The sequence below is a fragment of the Streptomyces monticola genome, from assembly GCF_042665355.1.
GTDB lineage: Bacteria > Actinomycetota > Actinomycetes > Streptomycetales > Streptomycetaceae > Streptomyces > Streptomyces monticola.
In genome coordinates this window covers 299,588-315,990 of the sequence record NZ_JBHTCF010000005.1, presented here as the reverse complement: position 1 = coordinate 315,990, position 16,403 = coordinate 299,588, and the positions used below count along the sequence as shown (strand labels likewise).

At 71.0% G+C, this 16,403-nt stretch carries 14 protein-coding genes; 5 read left to right on the top strand and 9 right to left on the bottom strand.

Going from position 1 to position 16,403, the window contains the following annotated elements; translation table 11 throughout:
• Nucleotides 1-31: 31 nt before the first annotated feature.
• Nucleotides 32-226, bottom strand: a complete 195-nt coding sequence (locus tag ACFQVC_RS15035; RefSeq protein ID WP_030044846.1) for a hypothetical protein — start codon at nucleotides 224-226, stop codon at nucleotides 32-34.
• Between the two features lie 777 nt (nucleotides 227-1,003).
• Here ACFQVC_RS15035 and ACFQVC_RS15030 point away from each other — a divergent pair.
• Nucleotides 1,004-2,203, top strand: a complete 1,200-nt coding sequence (locus ACFQVC_RS15030; RefSeq protein WP_381830885.1) for an acyltransferase family protein — start codon at nucleotides 1,004-1,006, stop codon at nucleotides 2,201-2,203.
• A gap of 89 nt (nucleotides 2,204-2,292) precedes the next feature.
• Here the strand turns inward: ACFQVC_RS15030 and ACFQVC_RS15025 are convergent, their stop codons facing one another.
• The 4 genes from ACFQVC_RS15025 to ACFQVC_RS15010 form a co-directional block, all read right to left on the bottom strand.
• Nucleotides 2,293-3,873 (bottom strand): MinD/ParA family ATP-binding protein, encoded by a 1,581-nt coding sequence (locus tag ACFQVC_RS15025; protein WP_381830884.1) that lies wholly within the window; start codon nucleotides 3,871-3,873, stop codon nucleotides 2,293-2,295.
• Nucleotides 3,874-3,914: 41 nt separating this feature from the next.
• Nucleotides 3,915-5,084 (bottom strand): type VII secretion integral membrane protein EccD, encoded by a 1,170-nt coding sequence (locus ACFQVC_RS15020; RefSeq protein ID WP_381831058.1) that lies wholly within the window; start codon nucleotides 5,082-5,084, stop codon nucleotides 3,915-3,917.
• Nucleotides 5,085-5,239: 155 nt separating this feature from the next.
• Complete coding sequence (locus ACFQVC_RS15015; RefSeq protein WP_381831057.1) at nucleotides 5,240-5,731, bottom strand: HD domain-containing protein; 492 nt, start codon at nucleotides 5,729-5,731, stop codon at nucleotides 5,240-5,242.
• 234 nt (nucleotides 5,732-5,965) lie between these two features.
• Nucleotides 5,966-6,739, bottom strand: a complete 774-nt coding sequence (locus tag ACFQVC_RS15010; protein WP_381830883.1) for an ABC transporter ATP-binding protein — start codon at nucleotides 6,737-6,739, stop codon at nucleotides 5,966-5,968.
• A 248-nt stretch (nucleotides 6,740-6,987) separates the two neighbouring features.
• Between ACFQVC_RS15010 and ACFQVC_RS15005 the strand changes: the two genes are divergently transcribed.
• Entirely contained in the window at nucleotides 6,988-8,214 is a 1,227-nt protein-coding gene (locus ACFQVC_RS15005; RefSeq protein ID WP_381830882.1) for a cation:proton antiporter, read from the top strand.
• On the opposite strand, the gene ACFQVC_RS15000 is transcribed toward ACFQVC_RS15005, so the two are convergent.
• On the bottom strand, nucleotides 8,171-9,346 hold the full coding sequence (locus ACFQVC_RS15000) for a PP2C family protein-serine/threonine phosphatase (protein ID WP_381830881.1): 1,176 nt from the start codon (nucleotides 9,344-9,346) through the stop codon (nucleotides 8,171-8,173). The genes ACFQVC_RS15005 and ACFQVC_RS15000 overlap by 44 nt on opposite strands.
• A 141-nt stretch (nucleotides 9,347-9,487) precedes the next feature.
• Here ACFQVC_RS15000 and ACFQVC_RS14995 point away from each other — a divergent pair, with 141 nt between their 5' ends.
• A complete protein-coding gene (locus ACFQVC_RS14995) occupies nucleotides 9,488-10,720 on the top strand; it encodes a GNAT family N-acetyltransferase (RefSeq protein WP_381830880.1) in 1,233 nt (410 codons plus the stop codon).
• Between the two features lie 70 nt (nucleotides 10,721-10,790).
• Here ACFQVC_RS14995 and ACFQVC_RS14990 read toward each other — a convergent pair whose 3' ends face one another.
• Both ACFQVC_RS14990 and ACFQVC_RS14985 read right to left on the bottom strand, forming a co-directional pair.
• Nucleotides 10,791-11,612, bottom strand: coding sequence for an Fpg/Nei family DNA glycosylase (locus ACFQVC_RS14990; RefSeq protein ID WP_381831056.1), 822 nt, complete (start codon nucleotides 11,610-11,612; stop codon nucleotides 10,791-10,793).
• Nucleotides 11,613-11,820: 208 nt separating this feature from the next.
• Nucleotides 11,821-12,306, bottom strand: coding sequence for a ribose-5-phosphate isomerase (locus ACFQVC_RS14985; protein ID WP_381830879.1), 486 nt, complete (start codon nucleotides 12,304-12,306; stop codon nucleotides 11,821-11,823).
• Nucleotides 12,307-12,457: 151 nt separating this feature from the next.
• Here ACFQVC_RS14985 and ACFQVC_RS14980 point away from each other — a divergent pair, with 151 nt between their 5' ends.
• Together ACFQVC_RS14980 and ACFQVC_RS14975 are read left to right on the top strand one after the other, a co-directional pair.
• The gene (locus tag ACFQVC_RS14980; RefSeq protein ID WP_381830878.1) at nucleotides 12,458-13,888 is read left to right on the top strand and encodes an amino acid permease; all 1,431 of its coding nucleotides are present in this window, start codon (nucleotides 12,458-12,460) and stop codon (nucleotides 13,886-13,888) included.
• A gap of 179 nt (nucleotides 13,889-14,067) precedes the next feature.
• Complete coding sequence (locus ACFQVC_RS14975) at nucleotides 14,068-15,438, top strand: FAD-binding oxidoreductase (RefSeq protein WP_381830877.1); 1,371 nt, start codon at nucleotides 14,068-14,070, stop codon at nucleotides 15,436-15,438.
• 144 nt (nucleotides 15,439-15,582) lie between these two features.
• Here the strand turns inward: ACFQVC_RS14975 and ACFQVC_RS14970 are convergent, their stop codons facing one another.
• Entirely contained in the window at nucleotides 15,583-16,164 is a 582-nt protein-coding gene (locus ACFQVC_RS14970; protein ID WP_381830876.1) for a biotin transporter BioY, read from the bottom strand.
• Nucleotides 16,165-16,403: the final 239 nt, after the last annotated feature.

Genomic DNA, 16,403 nt, shown 5'->3' with positions numbered 1-16,403 from the left:
CGTCACGTTTTGTGTGCGGCGCTCCCCGCCGTCAGAACTGGATCGAGTTGATCGTCTCCGCTATCGAGTTCAGGAATCGCTGGATGTCGTCGGCCATGCCCGTCGACGCCAGGAAGAAGCCGAAGAGCACTGCCACCACGGCAGGCCCGGCCTTGAGCGAACCCCCGCGGATCAGCACCACAAGAATGATCGCCAACAGCAGCACCACAGACAGCGAAATCGCCACACTGATCACACCCTAGGTCGGTCCGCACTCCCGCCCGGAGGTCCGCGACCCGCACACCCCCGCCAGAACCATCGTGCCACCAACCGGCCCCGCCTATGCGGCCGGTGACACATCGTTGGCCTAGGACATACGCGTCCCCCGCGACCGGCGTGGCGCCCGTGGACCGACCGGCCGCGCGGGGGCGGGTGTGCCGCCGGGGGCGCAGGGCCTCCGCGGCGCGGGCCCTGCGGCAATTCAGGCCATCCGGCGCCCGGCGATTTCGGCTTGATCGTTTCCCTGCACACCCAACGCGCCCGCCGGGTACCGCACATGACGTTCACGGGGTCCGCACACTTGGCGTTCGCAGTGAATTCGAATTGTTGCCGTGCGCACACCACGTATGCACTTCAAGTGCATACGGATACCTGTGCCGTTGGGCCGCAGCCGGATTACCGCCGCGTCTGGGCGCACCCAAAAGGCGAAGGAAGTGGACATTTCACCAGAGTCGCCTGCGGGCGTTATGCCCTCTTTAAAGAGGATCAATACGGGTGTACCAGGCGGAGATCAGGCAGCGACTCAGCTCACATTTCAGATGCCGATCGCTAAGTCGACTTCCCGGTATGCGGGGTACTCGACACGCATAACCGGAAATCCCGCGGGGAGTCCGCAAGGGAGTCCCCAAGGGGTTTTACGAAATCCCTGGGGCGACGCTAGGGTGCCTCAGATGTTCCACGCTGCCACTACCCCCGAAGGCGCGCGGTCACGGATCGTCTCCCCGAGCTCGTGGTGGGAGGGCCTGTGACGAATTCGCTGCGCCCGGGCGGCCATCACAGAAGTCCGCTCCCCCCGGTACGGGACTCGGCACCGGCGGTGCCGAGCCCGCGAAACCCGCAGAGCCATCAGGACACACCCGCCGCTCCCCCCGCGGGTGCGACCGGCGGAAAACCCGCCAAACAGCGTGACGCGTTCTTCGACAACGCGAAGTACCTCGCCATCGTGCTCGTCGCCATGGGGCACTCGTGGGAGCCGCTGACGGATCACAGCCGCGCCGCCGAGGCGCTGTACATGACCGTCTACACCTTCCACATGCCGGCGTTCATCCTGATCTCCGGCTACTTCTCGCGCAGCTTCGACATGCGGCCCGACCGGCTCAAGCGGCTTGTCACCGGCGTGCTCGTACCCTTCGTGATCTTCGAGGTCGCGTACACCTTCTTCAAGCGCTGGGCGGACGACGACCCGACCCAGCCGATCAGTCTGCTCGACCCCTGGTACCTCACCTGGTTCCTGGCCGCGCTGTTCGTCTGGCGGATGACCACTCCCCTGTGGAAGATGGTGCGCTGGCCGATTCCGCTGTCGATCGCGATCGCCGTGCTCGCCTCGATCTCGCCCGACATCGGCGACGACCTGGATCTGCAGCGGGTCCTTCAGTTCCTGCCGTTCTTCGTCATCGGCCTGTTCATGAAGCCCGAGCACTTCCAGCTGATGCGGCGCCGCGAGGTCAAGCTGCTCTCCGTGCCGATCTTCGCGTGCGCACTGCTCCTGGCCTACTGGGCCGGGCCGCGGATGACCTCGGCGTGGTTCTACCACCGCGACAGCGCACAGGAGCTGGGTGCTCCGTGGTGGAGCGGCGTCGTGATGACGCTCGCGCTCTTCGGCTGCTCGATGGTGCTCATGGCCTGCTTCTTCGCCTGGGTGCCCAAGCGCAAGATGTGGTTCACGGTGCTCGGCGCGGGCACGCTGTACGGCTACCTGCTGCACGGCTTCCTCGCCAAGGGCTCGCGCTTCTGGGGCTGGTTCGAGGACTACTCCTGGCTGCACAAGCCGCTCGGCGAGATCTTCGTGACCCTCGTCGCGGCCACCGTGGTCACCCTGCTGTGCACCCCACCGGTGCAGCGGGCCTTCCGCTTCGCGATGGAGCCGAAGATGGAGTGGGCGTTCAAACGGGACGCGGCCCAGCTGGCACGGGAACGGGCCAAGGCCTCTTCTTCCCGTACCTGACCATTTCGCTTACGGCAGCTGGTTCTGTTCGGCGCCCGTCCGCCACAACTGTGGTGGGCGGGCGCCGTGCTGTGTGCTGTGCGGTGGGGTCAGGGCCTGCGCTGGGAGAGCTGCAGGGCCTCGGCCGCGATCCGGGTGACCGCCTCGCGCGTGGCATGGGCGAGGAGCTCGGTGTCGATCGCGCCGCCGGCCGCCAGATGCCGGTCGTACGGCAGCAGATGCACCGTCGCACCGGTGCCGCGCAGCTTCTGCAGCGCCTTGTCCACGTCGAGACCGCCGTGCGGCACCGCCTCGGTGAGCACGACGACCGTGCCCTCGACGATCTGCCGGGGAAGGCCCGACATCCACTGCAGTACGGAGTGGGTGCTCGCCACGCCCTCGAAGGTGGCGGGCGCCACGACGACCCGGGACTGCGCCGCGGTGAGCGCGGTACGGGCCACTTCGGCGGGCAGGGTCTCGCAGTCGACGACCGTCACGCCGAAGTAGCGGCGCAGGGCCACCATGGCCTTCTCGTACGCCTTGGTGTCGAGCATCGCCCCGACCTCACCCTTGCTTCCTGGCAACAGCCAGGCGTTGTCCGGGAGTTGGACGAGATAGCCGGTGACGTCGAGCAGCGACATCGACGGCTCGACCATCCCGGCGAGATCGCGCACCGTCCAGCGGAGGGACTCGGCACCGAGCCGGAACGGCAGCGTGCCGAGCGCCGGGTCGGCCTCGACGAGCAGCACCGGGTCGTGCCGGTAGTGGGCGTACGCCGTGCCGAGCAGCGCCGCGACGGTCGACTTGCCCGCGCCGCCCCTGATGGAGGTGACGGCGATCTGCCGCCCGGTGGCCACGGGTTGCTGCAGCAGCTCGGCGGTACGGGAGGCCTCGGCGACCTCTCGCGCGGCCGACGAGGACACGGTGCGCCGCACGGCCCGCAGCGCCCGGCCGACCAGGGGCTCGCCGTGCCGCGGCTTGCGGCGCGTACCGGCGAGCGAGTCGTCCACGACGGGCAGCGAGCTGAAGGCGTGCCGGGAGACGGGCGGCGCGGGGGCGGGCGCGGGCGCGGGGACTTGCACGGGCGGCGCGGGTGCCGGTGCGGGCGGGGCCGGTGCCTGTTGCACGGCAGGCGCCGGTGCCTGTTGCACGGCAGGCGCCGGTGCCTGTTGTACGGGCGGGGCCGGTGCCTGCTGTACGGGCTGAGCCGGTGCGGGGACGGTCGGGAGCTGTGCCGTGACCCCCGGGTCGGGGGCCGGTGCGGGGACGGTCGGGAGCTGTGCCGTGACCCCCGGGTCGGGGGCCGCCGGTGCGGCCACCGGCGGTGCGGCCGGGGGAAGCGGGGCCGCCGGGGGCGGGGCGAGCGGCGGCAGCGGGGCGGCCTGCGCGACGGGTACGGCGGGTACGGCGTCCCTGAGTATCGTCGTCGGGGCGTCGGGGATCTCCGCCGTGGTGACGGCGGCCGGAGTCGGAGTCGGAGTCCGAGTCGGTTCCGGCGCCGGAACCGGAGGGTCGTCGAAGTCGCTGAAGTCGTCGAGGACCGGTCGGTCCTGCGCCCCGGTCTTCATCAGCGAGGTGCGGGGCGCCTCTTGCCCGCGTGGCCCCGTGTCACTCAGTACGTCTGTGTCCTCGGGCGTCGCCGAAGTCACGGCCGCGTCCGTTCCGTTCTGTACGTTGTCGCCGTTCGGCATGTCGTCCCTCGCCTCTCCCCTGCTGCCCGTTCCCGCCGCGCTCAGAATCCGCCGAGCAGCTGCCCGTACCCACCGAAGACACCGACGGCGAGCGGGAACAGGCCCACGACGCCGATCGATTCGGCCAGGTCGGCCGCGCGCCGCAGCCGGGCGCGCAGCTGCTCGGGCGGCTGCAGCACCAGCGCGAGCAGCGGGAGTACCGCGGCCGCGCCGAGAAACAGCAGCGGGCCGATGCCGCCCGTGTCGCGCAGCCAGAGCACCGCGAGGCGTACGACCAGCACCGCCGCGGCCGCGAACACCGCGACCACCTCGGCCGCGAGCGGGAACGCCCGTGCCCTGGCGAGCAGCACCACGGCCGTGACCACGGTGGCCGAGACCGTCCACACCGTCGGCTCGCCCCGGGTGAGGAGCCAGCCCGCGCCCGCCGCCGAGCAGGCCGTCGCGACCGTGGCGAGCACCAGACCGCGGTGGGTGTCGGCGAGCGCGTCGGCCACCTGGTGACGGCTGACCGAACTGCCCGCCGAGCGGCGGTCGTTGATGGCGGTCAGGCCCGTGGCGCGCAGCGCGAGCCGCGGCAGGAGCCCGAGCAGAACGGCGGAGACCACCGCGAGCAGGGCGCCGAGCCGCGCCGGATCGCCGGATACGAGCAGGGCCCCGAGCTCCCACAGCGCTGTCAGCGCGAGCACGGCCACCGCGCCGGTGAGCCCGGAGCGCCCGAACGGCGAGAAGAGGCCGAGCAGCAGCAGGGCCACCGCGACGGCCCCGGCGATGGCGGCGAGCCGGGCCGGACCGGACAGCGAGTGGGCGTCGCCCGCGGTCCAGGCGCCGAGCACGCCGAACACCGCGGCGGTGAGCAGGAGCACGGTGGCGAGACCGCGGTTGCCGCGGCCCGGGACGCTCGCGAGACCGCCGGCACCGGCGCTGGTGGAGCGGCCGAGCCGGCCGGCGAGCACACCCGCCACGGCGAGGACCGCGGCCGTGACGAGCTGGCCGTACGCCACGGAGTCGAGCGGGAACGCGGTGCGGGCGAGCAGCGCCGTCGCCGTGGCGAGGGCGAGGCTGGCCGTGGCCGCGACGGGGCGGCGCGAGGCCGGCCGCCAGCGCCAGGTCCGCAGGTCGAGGCCGTCCGCCGGCACCTGCTCCCGGTCCGCTGCCGGGTCTGTCACCGATTCCGCCACGGTGTCCGCTGTCGTGCCCACCGTGCCCACCATGCTCACCACGCGCGGGAACCTATCATCGCCAACCTCACGGGCCTGCTGTGCTGTTGAAGCCTCACGCGATCCCTCACACGACCCCCACCCGGTTCCTCCGCGATCTTCTGTACGCCTCGGCCGTACGTCTTTTCCGTACGTCTTTTCCGTACGTCTCAGTGGCCTTCGGGCAGGCCGAGGAGGCCTCGCATGTCCGCGTACTTGCGGGTGAGCCGCTGCCGGGTCGCCTCGTCCAGGGCGGCGAGGCGTACCGGATCGGCATTGTGCGCGAGATCGGAGGCTTTGACGAGGGTGGCGCCCGGGGTCGCGAGGATGCGGCGCGCGTACGTCTCCTGGCTCTCGCCCGCGCGCTTGGTGAGCGCGAGAACGATGGCCTTGGTCCGCGCGGACAGGGGTGCATCGGCGAGCCAGCGCTCGGACAGGGCCCCGTCCTCGATGGCGTCGTGCAGCCAGGCGGCGGCGATCTGGTCCTCGTCGCCGCCGCGGGTGCGGACGCCGTCGGCGACGGCCCGCAGGTGCTCCGTGTAGGGGCGGCCCGCTTTGTCCGTCTGGGTGGCGTGTGCGGTGCGGGCCGTGGTCTCCACCTCGGTGAGGGTGAGTTGCGGTTGCGGATGTGGTTGCGGTTGCTGCGCGTCGCTCTGGTTCAATTCGGCCACCCCCCTCTTCTGGCTGAGCTGCCATTCTTCCGCACGGGGGCGTTGGCGCCTGCGGCGGGCTTCCTTCCCCACCCCGTCCCTTCCCGAAAGCCCTGCGGTCGGCTTCGGGGCTCCGCCCCCGGACCCCCCGATCGCCCTCCGGGCTCGTCCTCAAACGCCGGACGGGCTGGATTTTCAAGCACCGGACGGGCTGAGTGAGCTGAGTGATACGCCGGACGGGCTGGATTACCGAGCGCCTGACGGGCTGAGGGGTGCGCTGGACCGGCTGAGAGTGCGGTCCGCGATGGCCCCTTCCGCCAGGAACACGATCTGGTCCGCATACCCCGCAGCCCTCTCGTCGTGCGTGACCATGACCACCGTCGCGCCTAGCCGGGTGACCGCCTCGCGCAGGAGGGCGAGGATTTCGGTGGCCGTGGTGGTGTCGAGGGCGCCGGTCGGCTCGTCGGCGAAGATCACGTCGGGGGTGGTGACCAGGGCGCGGGCGATGGCGACGCGCTGCTGCTGGCCGCCGGAGAGCTCTCCGGGGCGCCGCCCGCCGAGGCCGTCGAGGCCGACCTGCTCGAGGAGTTCGGTGCAGCGGCGGCGGTCGGGGCGGCGGCCCGCGAGGCGCAGGGGCAGCTCGATGTTCTGCTCGACGGTCATCGAGGGCAGCAGGTTGAAGGCCTGGAAGACAAAGCCGAGGCGGGTGCGGCGCAGGGCGGTGAGCCGGTTCTCGCTCATGCCGGTGATCTCCGTACCGCCGAGCCTGACGCTGCCCGCTGTGGGACGGTCGAGGCCCGCCGCGCACTGCAGGAACGTGGATTTGCCGGAGCCGGATGGGCCCATGACCGCCGTGAAGCTGCCGCGCGGCAGCGCGAGGTCGATACCGCGCAGCGCGTGGACGGCACGGGCGCCGCGGCCGAACTGACGGCGCAGACCCCGTAGTTCCACGGCCGGGCCGGCAGCGGCCACATCGGTCGCCTCCGTCCCGTACGACCTCATGCCGCGTCGCAGCGTCATGGTCCGGTCTCCGTTCGCACCTCGTTCACCCATGACCCGAACGTACGGATTCGGCAGGTCTCGGGGCCATGGCGGTCGCCGGTGGATCACGGGTGGGGTTTTCCCGAGCATGAGCGCTACAAAGTTGCAGTCTCAATCGTTTGGTAAGCTAACTATTGACGCGTTCTTGACGCACCCTTTGCCTGCCGCGATTCGCACGACCCGACCAGGAGGTACGGCCCATCGGACACGCAGACACCCTGATAGCCATGGGCGGCGCTTTTCTCGCCGCCGCGGTCCTCGCCCGTCTCGGGGGGCGTATCGGACTGCCCACCATTCCCCTCTTCATCCTGGCCGGGATCCTGCTCGGCCCGCACACCCCGGGCATCGTGCTCATCGCCGACCCGCACGACCTGGAGATGCTCTCGGCACTCGGGCTCGTGCTGCTGCTCTTCTACCTCGGCCTCGAGTTCCATATGGACGACCTCAAGGCGGGCGGCCGCAAGATGGCCATCGCGGGCGGGAGTTATCTCGCGCTCAACGTCGGCGCCGGCCTGGGCTTCGGATTCGCACTCGGCTGGGGCACCTCCGAAGCGCTGGTCCTCGCCGGGGTGCTCGGCATCTCGTCGTCCGCGATCGTCACCAAGGTCCTGGTGGACACCGGCCGCCTCGGCAACCCCGAGACCAAGCCGATCCTCGGGATCATCGTGGTCGAGGACATCTTCCTCGCGCTCTATCTCGCCGCGCTGCAGCCCATCCTGTCCGGCGCCGACTCGCTCGCCTCGGCCGTGATGGACGGCGGCAAGGCCTTCGGCTTCCTGCTGCTGCTCGCCCTCGCCGCGCGCTTCGGCACCAAGGTCGTCGGCAGGCTGATCGACACCCGCGACGACGAGCTGCTCGTCATCTCCTTCCTCGGCGCGGCCGTGTTCCTCGCCGGGGTCTCCGAGTGGTTCGGGGTCGCGGACGCGATCGGGGCGTTCATGGTCGGCCTGATGCTCGGCAGTACGACGTCGGGTGAGCGCATCCGCAAGCTGGTGCACCCGCTGCGGGACGCCTTCGGGGCGATCTTCTTCTTCGCCTTCGGGCTCTCCATCGACCCCGGCGATCTGCCGGTGGTGCTCTGGCCGGTGCTCGCCGCGGTGGCGCTGACGCTGGTGATGAACGTGCTCGCCGGGCTCTCCGCCGCCAAGGTCTACGGCTTCGGGGCCGGGCCCGCCGCGAATATCTCGGCGACGCTGCTGGCCCGCGGCGAGTTCGCGCTGATCCTCGCCACCATGGCGGCGGCAGCGGGCCTAGACGACCGGCTCTCGCCCTTCATCGCGGGCTATGTGCTGCTGCTCGCCGTGCTCGGGCCGCTGGCCGCGGGCCGTGCGCACTGGCTGGCGAAGATCCTGCCGGGCGGACGCGGCACGGGGGCGGGCGGTGACGGAGGGGCTGCCGCTGAACCCGCGCTCACGCCTCCCGGCAGAGCAGAAGCAGTGCCCGGTCGTCATTGACGTCCTTGGCGACCGCCTCGATCAGATGCCACGCGGCACCGTGGAAGCCGCCCGCCACATAGCGGTCGGCTTCTCCGGTGAGGCGGTCGATGCCCTCCGTGAGATCGCGCTCGGCGGTCTCCACCAGGCCGTCGGTGAACAGCATCAGCACATCGCCGGGGCGCAGGGAGCCCTTCACCGGGTCGAACTGCGCCCCGTCGTACACCCCGAGGAGCGGGCCCTCGGCCGCCTTCTCCTCCCAGCGGCCGGTGCCCGCGTTCAGCTGGACGGCCGGTGGATGACCGGCGGAGAGCAGCTCGTAGTCACCTGACTCGAGGTCCAGGGCGAGATGGATGGAGGTCGCGAAGCCCTCGTCCCAGTCCTGGCGCAGGAGATAGCCGTTGGCGGCGGGCAGGAACGCATGCGGCGGCAGCGAGCCGAGCAGACCGCCGAACGCGCCGGACAGGAGCAGCGCGCGCGACCCCGCGTCCATGCCCTTGCCGGACACATCCGTGAGGACGACCTCAAGTGTGCGGCCGCCGTTGGTGCGCGCCGCCACCACGAAGTCACCGGAGAAGGACTGCCCGCCCGCGGGCCGCAGCGCCATCTCGCGGTGCCAGCCCACCGGCAGCTTGGGCAGTTTGCTCTGCACCCTGATCCGCTCGCGCAGGTCGAACAGCATGGTGCCGCCGCGCCGCCACGGCACCCCGACCCTGCTGCGGAACTGGGCGATGACCAGGCCGAAGAACCCGCAGGCCGCCACCACGAGCACGATGCCCGGGGTCACGCGCGAGGGCCCTTGTGTGTACGGCCCGAGCCGCACCGACTCCACGATCAGAGCCGCGGCCGCGGTGGCGTACAGACCGAGCAGACTCGCGGGACGAAGGAGCAGACCGCCCGCGACGATGGGCAGGACCAGCAGGGCGGGGGAGAACCAGACCGGCATCGAGAGCGTGCCCACCGCGATCACCGGGACCGTGAGGAGCAGGCCCACCAGGGCGATCCAGTCCGAGCCGTCGCCGCGGAAGTAGTCGACACCGGATTTGCGCAGGCCGATGCGGGCCCGGTGCAGCCGCTTGCGCAGCCGGGCCGTGAACGTCTCCGCTGCCGCGCGCCGCTCGGGGGCGCGGCGGCTCCGTTGTCGTACCGCCATTGCTCGTGGACCCTATCCACCCGGCGTGCCGCTTCGCACGGGAGGTCCCGGTTGTCCCCCTGTCGAGCGGGCTCACGGCCGGGGATGTGACGGGACGAAATCCCCTCGCACCGGGGCCGGGTGCCCTGGTAGGCAGGTGCCATGACGACGACTGACGTCCGGGTGCTGCGACCCGATGACTGGGACCGCTGGTTCAGCAATCTCGAGCTCGCGTTCGGCGGGCGGGAGGCCGAGGAGGAGCGGGAGTTCGACCGTTCCGTGACGGAGTGCGAGCGGTCCATCGGCGTCTGGGACGGTGACGAGGTGGTCGCCACCGCCGGCGCCTTCTCGTTCCGCCTGAGCGTGCCCGGCGGTGCGCTCGTGCCCGCCGCCGGCGTCACGATGGTGAGCGTCGCGCCGACCCACCGGCGGCGCGGGCTGCTCACCGCCATGATGCGGCGCCAGCTCGACGACATCCGCGCCCTGGGCGAACCGCTCGCCTTGCTCACCGCGTCCGAGCCCGCCATCTACGGCCGGTTCGGGTACGGCGCGGCGACACAGCAGCTCATGGCGGACATCCAGTCGTCCCTGGTACGGCTCCAACTCCCGCCCGGCACCGAGGAGATCAGGCTCCGGCTCGCCAAGCCGGCCGATGTCCTCGAGCAGTGCGAGGCGGTGTACGCACAGTCGGTGGCCGCCCGTCCCGGCATGCTGGCGCGGCAGCCCGGCTGGGAGCGGCAAGGGGTGCTCGACCCGCCCGAGGACCGCGGCGGCGCGGGGGCGCTGCAGTGTGTCGTCGCGGAGCGCGGGGGCGAGACGGTCGGCTATGCCCGCTATCACAACAAGGCGCAGTGGCAGCCCGGCGCCGTCCCCGAGGGCACGGTGATCCTGCGGGACCTGGAGGCCCTGGACCCGGCGGCGTACGGGGCGCTGTGGCAGTTCCTCTTCGACATCGACCTGACCTCGACGGTCAAGGTCCGCAACCGTCCCGCCGACGACGCCTGGCTGCATCTCGTCTCCGACATCCGCCGCTGCGCGGTACGGCTGCGCGACGGCCTCTATCTACGCCCCGTCGAGGTCGGCGCGGCCCTCGAAGCCCGTACGTATGCCACGGACGTCGATGTCGTCCTGGACGTGACGGACTCCTTCTGCCCGTGGAACGAGGGCCGCTGGCGGCTGACCGGCGGCCCCAAGGGCGCGAGCTGTGTACGCACCGAGGACCCCGCCGAACTCGCCCTGTCCGTACGGGAGTTGGGCTCCGCCTATCTGGGCGGCACCGCGCTCACCGCGCTGGCGGCGGCCGGGCGGGTGCGGGAGCTGCGCGAAGGCGCTCTCGCCGAGGCCTCGGCGGCGTTCGCGGCTCCGGTGCTGCCCTGGCTGCCGCACGGCTTCTGAACGACCCTGCCCCCGGACGGCCCGGCTCCTGAACGGCCCGTCCCCCGGAGGACCTGAACTGCCGGGCGCCTCAGCGCTTTTGGCAGGCGGGGCACCAGAACAGATTGCGGGCGGCGAGATCGGCGGTGCGGATCTCGCCGCCACAGATATGGCAGGGCAGCATGGCCCTGCGGTACACGTACACCTCGCCGCCGTGGTCGTCGACGCGCGGTGCGCGGCCCATGGCCTCGGGGGTGTGCTCGGGGCGGACGGTGTCGATGCGGTTGAGGCGTACCCCCTCGTGCATCAGCTCGACCAGGTCCTGCCAGATCGCGGTCCACTCGTCGTGCGTGAGGTCCTTGCCCTGGCGGTACGGGTCGATGCGGTGCCGGAAGAGGACCTCGGCCCGGTAGACGTTGCCGACGCCCGCGATGACCTTCTGGTCCATGAGCAGCGCGGCAATGGTGGTGCGGGAGCGGGAGATCCGCCGCCACGCCTTGTCCGGGTCGTTGACCGGGTCGTCGGCGGCGCGCAGCGGGTCGGGGCCGAGGCGGTCGTGTATCGCCTGCTTCTCGCCCTCCGTGATCAGCGCGCAGGTGGTGGGGCCGCGCAGATCCGCGTACGCCCGCTCGCCGGTGAGGCGCAGGCGGACGGTGTCGGTGGGCGGGGGCGCGGGGGTGGTGCCGAAGTTCAGCTTGCCGAAGAGGCCGAGGTGGATATGGATGTGGCCGGCCGCGCCGAAGCCGAGGAAGAGGTGCTTGCCGTGGGCCTCGGCGCCGTCCATGACCTGGCCGTCGAGCAGGGCCGCCGCGTCGGAGAACTTGCCCTGGGGGCTGGTGACGCGGACGCCTCGGTCGAGGAACCGCTCGCGGTGATCGGCGGCCAGCCGGTGGATGGTGTGGCCTTCGGGCACGACGAGGGTCTCCTTGCGGGGTGCGGTCCGGGGTGCGGTCATGGCGCGGGGCGGGCGGGGTGTCTTCCCCTGCCCGCCCCTTGCCGGCTGTGTCCCATGTGCGGCTGCCGCCGCGTGGCCTGTGGACGGCCTGGCCTGCGGAGCGCCTGGCCCAAGGACGGCCCGGCCTGCGGACGGCCTTGTCTTCGATCGCCGGGCAGGCCGGCTTTCAGCCCTGCGGGTGGTGTGCCGGGATCTCGGGGAGCTTGCCCGTGGCCTCGTACTCGGAGAGCATCTCGATGCGGCGCGTGTGGCGCTCCTCGTCCGAGTAAGGCGTGGCGAGGAAGATCTCCACGAACTTCGTCGCCTCGTCGACCGTGTGCATACGGCCACCGATCGAGACCACGTTCGCGTTGTTGTGCTCACGGCCGAGCGCGGCGGTCTGCTCGCTCCAGGCGAGGGCGCAGCGCACGCCCTTGACCTTGTTCGCGGCGATCTGCTCGCCGTTGCCGGAGCCGCCGATCACGATGCCGAGGGCCTCCGGGTCCGCGGCCGTGCGCTCCGCGGCGCGCAGGCAGAACGGCGGGTAGTCGTCCTGGGCGTCATAGATGTGCGGACCGCAGTCCACGGGCTCGTGGCCATGGGCCTTCAGCCACTCGACGAGGTGGTTCTTGAGTTCATAACCGGCATGATCCGAGCCGAGGTACACGCGCATGGGACTGAGTGTGGCACGTCCGGTGACCCGGAGTCGCGTCCGGGTCGGGACCTTCGCCCTCGTACAACGATCCGGAATCGGGTCTTCCGTCTCTTGCCGGTCAAGGGATTGAATGCATGGGCTCGTAACCCGAGAACTTAAGGATTCGTCCATGACCTCGCAACCGTCCCTTGCGAAGCAAGACAGCCACTCCGGCGACCCAGGGGAGGCTCCGTCCGGCGACGGCCTGAAGGCAGGGCTCAAGAACCGCCATCTTTCCATGATCGCCATCGGTGGTGTGATCGGGGCCGGCCTCTTCGTCGGCTCCGGCGCCGGAATCGCCGCCGCAGGTCCGGCCATCCTCATCTCGTACGCCCTCGTCGGCGCGATGGTCGTCCTCGTGATGCGGATGCTCGGTGAGATGGCCGCGGCGAATCCGACCTCGGGGTCCTTCTCCGAGTACGCCGACCGCGCGCTCGGCCGCTGGGCCGGATTCTCCATCGGCTGGCTCTACTGGTTCTTCTGGGTCGTGGTGCTCGCCGTCGAGGCCACCGCGGGCGCGGACATCCTGGAAGGCTGGATACCCGCCGTGCCGCAGTGGGGCTGGGCGCTCATCGTGATGGTGGTGCTGACCGCCACCAACCTCGTCTCGGTCGGCTCCTACGGCGAGTTCGAGTTCTGGTTCGCCGGTATCAAGGTCGTCGCGATCGGCGCCTTCGTGGTGATCGGCCTGCTCGCCGTCTTCGGTGTCCTGCCCGGCTCCGACAACCCTGGCGCGGGCTTCGCGCATCTCACCGACACCGGCGGGTTCTTCCCGCACGGCCCGGGCGCGATCCTCACCGGTGTGCTGATGGTCGTCTTCTCCTTCATGGGCAGCGAGATCGTGACGCTCGCCGCCGGTGAGTCCGAGGACCCGCAGCGGGCCGTCACCAAGGCCACCAACAGCGTGATCTGGCGTATCGGCATCTTCTACCTCGGCTCGATCTTCGTGGTCCTCACGCTGCTGCCGTGGAACACCGAGTCCATCGAGAAGGACGGCTCCTACATCGCCGCCCTGAACTCGATCGGCATCCCGCACGCCGGCCAGGTCATGAACGTGATCGTCCTGACGGCCGTGCTCTCCTGCCTGAACTCCGGCCTCTACACCGCCTCCCGGATGGCCTTCTCGCTCGGCAAGCGCGGTGACGCGCCCAAGGCCTTCGCGAAGACCACCCCGGGCGGTGTGCCGCGGGCCGCGATCCTCGGCTCGGTCGTCTTCGGCTTCGTGGCCGTCTTCTTCAACTACAAGTGGCCCGACACCGTCTTCGCGTTCCTGCTCAACTCCTCCGGTGCCGTCGCCCTGTTCGTGTGGCTGGTGATCTGCTTCACGCAGCTGAAGATGCGCGGCATCATCCTGCGCGAGGCGCCGGAGAAGCTGGTCGTGAAGATGTGGCTGTTCCCGGCCCTGACCTGGGCGACCATCGGCATGATCACGTTCGTGCTCGTCTACATGCTCTTCGACGACAGCGGCCGTGAGCAGGTACTGCTCTCGCTGCTCGTCGCGGCGCTCGTGATCGGGATCGCGGTGGTACGGGAGCGGCGGCGGCTGCGGTCGGCCGCCTGAGCCACCCTGGCCTGCAGGTTCCCTGGCCTGCAGGTTCCCTGGCCTGCGGTCCCCTGGCCTGCGCTCACGGCGCCCCCACGATGTCGCGGGGGCGCCGTTTTCGCGTCGCGGGGGCGCCGTTTTCGCGCTCCGGGAAAAGCTGACGGGAACTGTCAGGTTATGCGGGGAGAGTTCTTCCCATGAACGAGAACTCAACGCTCAGCGACACGGCACTCAGCGGTATCCAGGGCCCCGTCCTGCACCCCGGGCACGCGGACTACGACGAGGAGCGCGCGGGCTTCCAGGCCGCCTACTCCCACCGTCCGGCGCTCATCGTCGGCGCCGAGAACGCCGATGACGTCCGGGCCGCGGTCGCCTACGCCCATACGCACGGGCTCGGCGTCGCCGTGCAGTCCACCGGGCACGGCCTCTCCGCCGCGGCGGACGGCGGCGTCCTGATCACCACCGGGCGGATGAAGGAACTGCGGATCGACCCCGCCGCCAGGACCGCACACGCCGCCGCCGGGGTGCGCTGGGCCGAGGTCATCGAGGCCGCGGCCGCGCACGGGCTCGCCCCCATCAACGGCTCCGCCCCGGGCGTCGGCGTCGTCGGCTATCTCACCGGCGGCGGACTCGGCATCCTGGGACGGCAGTTCGGCTACGCCGCCGACCATGTGCGTGCCCTCGACCTCGTGACGGCGGACGGCACCCTGCACCATGTCACCGCCGACAGCGAGCCCGAGCTGTTCTGGGCGGTGCGCGGGGGCGGGGGGAACTTCGGGGCCGTGACGGCCGTGGAGTTCGACCTGGTGGCGCTGCCCGAGGTGTACGGCGGCATCCTCGCCTACGCCGACGAGCAGGTGGAGCCCGCGCTCGCCGCGTACCTGGAGTGGACCGCGGATCTGCCCGACGAGCTGACCTCGTCGGTGGCGCTGATGTCCTGGCCGGACGCGCCGTTCGCACCCGAGGCGTTCCGCGGACGCTACGTGATGTCGGTACGGGTCGCGTTCACCGGCAGCGCGGAGGAGGGTGAGCGGCTGGTCGCGCCGCTGCGAGCGGTGAGCGCTCCGCTCGTCGACAACCTGCGGGTCATGCCGTACAGCGAGAGCCACACGATTCACAGTGACCCGCCCCATCCGCACCCCTACGACGGTGACAACGCGCTGGTCACCGCCGTGCCCGCGGAGGCCGTGCGGTCACTGACCGGTGCCGAGGCCCGTACCGGGGCCATCGTGCAGATCAAGCACTTGGGCGGTGCGCTCGGGCGGGAGCCGAAGGTGCCGAATCCGGTGGGGCACCGGGATGCGCGGTTCCTGGTGACGGCGCTGTCCGCGCTGTTCGACATGGAGCGGGATGAGGCTCGGGACGTTCATGAGCGGGTGCTCGCGCCGTTGGTGCCGGTGCGGGTGGGGCGGAATCTGAACCATCTGTTCGGGGAGTTCGGGGAGGGGGTTGTGCGGGATGTGTATGAGGAGGACGCGCTGCGGCGGCTGGGTGAGGTGAAGGCCGCCTACGACCCCGGGAACGTGTTCCGGCACACGTACAACATCCGGCCGGGTGTGGGGAGTTAGCCCTGCAGGGCTGTTTCCCCAGCCCCGCCCCTTCCCGTAACTGGGGCTCCGCCCCAGACCCCGTTGTCCTCAATCGCCGGACGGGCTGAAAATAATCGCCGGACGGGCTGAAAATTCAGCCCGTCCGGCGATGGCGAAGCAGTCTCAGCCTCGGCGGCCCAGGAGCTTCCAGGTCGACGGCAGTACGCCCATCGCCAAAGCCGCCTTCAGGGCGTCGCCGATGAGGAAGGGCGTCACGCCCGCCGCGAGGGCGGCCGGGAAGGACATCCCCGCGTGCGCCATCAGCCACGGCACGCCCACCGCGTAGATCACGGCCGAGCCGATGGCCATCGTGCCCGCCATGCGCAGCGCCGAGCGGTCGCCGCCGCGGCGGGCCAGTTCGCCGGCCACCGTGGCGGCGAGGAGCATGCCGAGGATGTAGCCGAAGGACGCGGTCAGGCCGGAGGTGCCGCCCTGGAACCACGGCACGCCTGCGAGGCCGACGAGGGCGTAGAGGGCGAGGGAGAGCAGGCCGCGGCGGGCGCCGAGCGCGGTGCCGACGAGCAGGGCGGCGAAGGTCTGGCCGGTGACCGGGACCGGGGAGCCGGGGACCGGGACCACGATCTGCGCGGCTATGCCGGTGAGCACGGCGCCGCCGACGACCAGGGCGACATCCTTCGTGCGCGAGGCGGGCAGCAGGTCGGCCAGGACCTGGCCGGGGCGGGTGGTGACGGCGGCTGTGGCCATGGGGGCTCCCTGGCAGGACGGGGGTGGTGGTGCGGGACATCGTGACGTTAGCCGAAGGGCCTGCGGCGGATCACCATGAGGCGGGTACAAAGCGGTGGTTGGTGGTGTCGTGCGATCCAAACAAAGAGGGGCGGGCGGACCGGGGGCCGCGTGACGCTCGTCACGGGAGAACAGGGCAATGGTGTCCGTTTTGCGCGAGTCGGCCGTGGCGGGAGACACTGTGGGGTCCCACCAAATTC

Coding starts and splice junctions, on each gene's coding strand:
- ACFQVC_RS15025 (WP_381830884.1), bottom strand. CDS start 3,873: ATGCCGAACGGCGACAACGTACAGAACGGAACGGACGCGGCCGTGACT.
- ACFQVC_RS15020 (WP_381831058.1), bottom strand. CDS start 5,084: ATGGTGGGCACGGTGGGCACGACAGCGGACACCGTGGCGGAATCGGTG.
- ACFQVC_RS15010 (WP_381830883.1), bottom strand. CDS start 6,739: ATGACGCTGCGACGCGGCATGAGGTCGTACGGGACGGAGGCGACCGAT.
- ACFQVC_RS15005 (WP_381830882.1), top strand. CDS start 6,988: ATGGGCGGCGCTTTTCTCGCCGCCGCGGTCCTCGCCCGTCTCGGGGGG.
- ACFQVC_RS15000 (WP_381830881.1), bottom strand. CDS start 9,346: ATGGCGGTACGACAACGGAGCCGCCGCGCCCCCGAGCGGCGCGCGGCA.
- ACFQVC_RS14995 (WP_381830880.1), top strand. CDS start 9,488: ATGACGACGACTGACGTCCGGGTGCTGCGACCCGATGACTGGGACCGC.
- ACFQVC_RS14985 (WP_381830879.1), bottom strand. CDS start 12,306: ATGCGCGTGTACCTCGGCTCGGATCATGCCGGTTATGAACTCAAGAAC.
- ACFQVC_RS14980 (WP_381830878.1), top strand. CDS start 12,458: ATGACCTCGCAACCGTCCCTTGCGAAGCAAGACAGCCACTCCGGCGAC.
- ACFQVC_RS14975 (WP_381830877.1), top strand. CDS start 14,068: ATGAACGAGAACTCAACGCTCAGCGACACGGCACTCAGCGGTATCCAG.
- ACFQVC_RS14970 (WP_381830876.1), bottom strand. CDS start 16,164: ATGGCCACAGCCGCCGTCACCACCCGCCCCGGCCAGGTCCTGGCCGAC.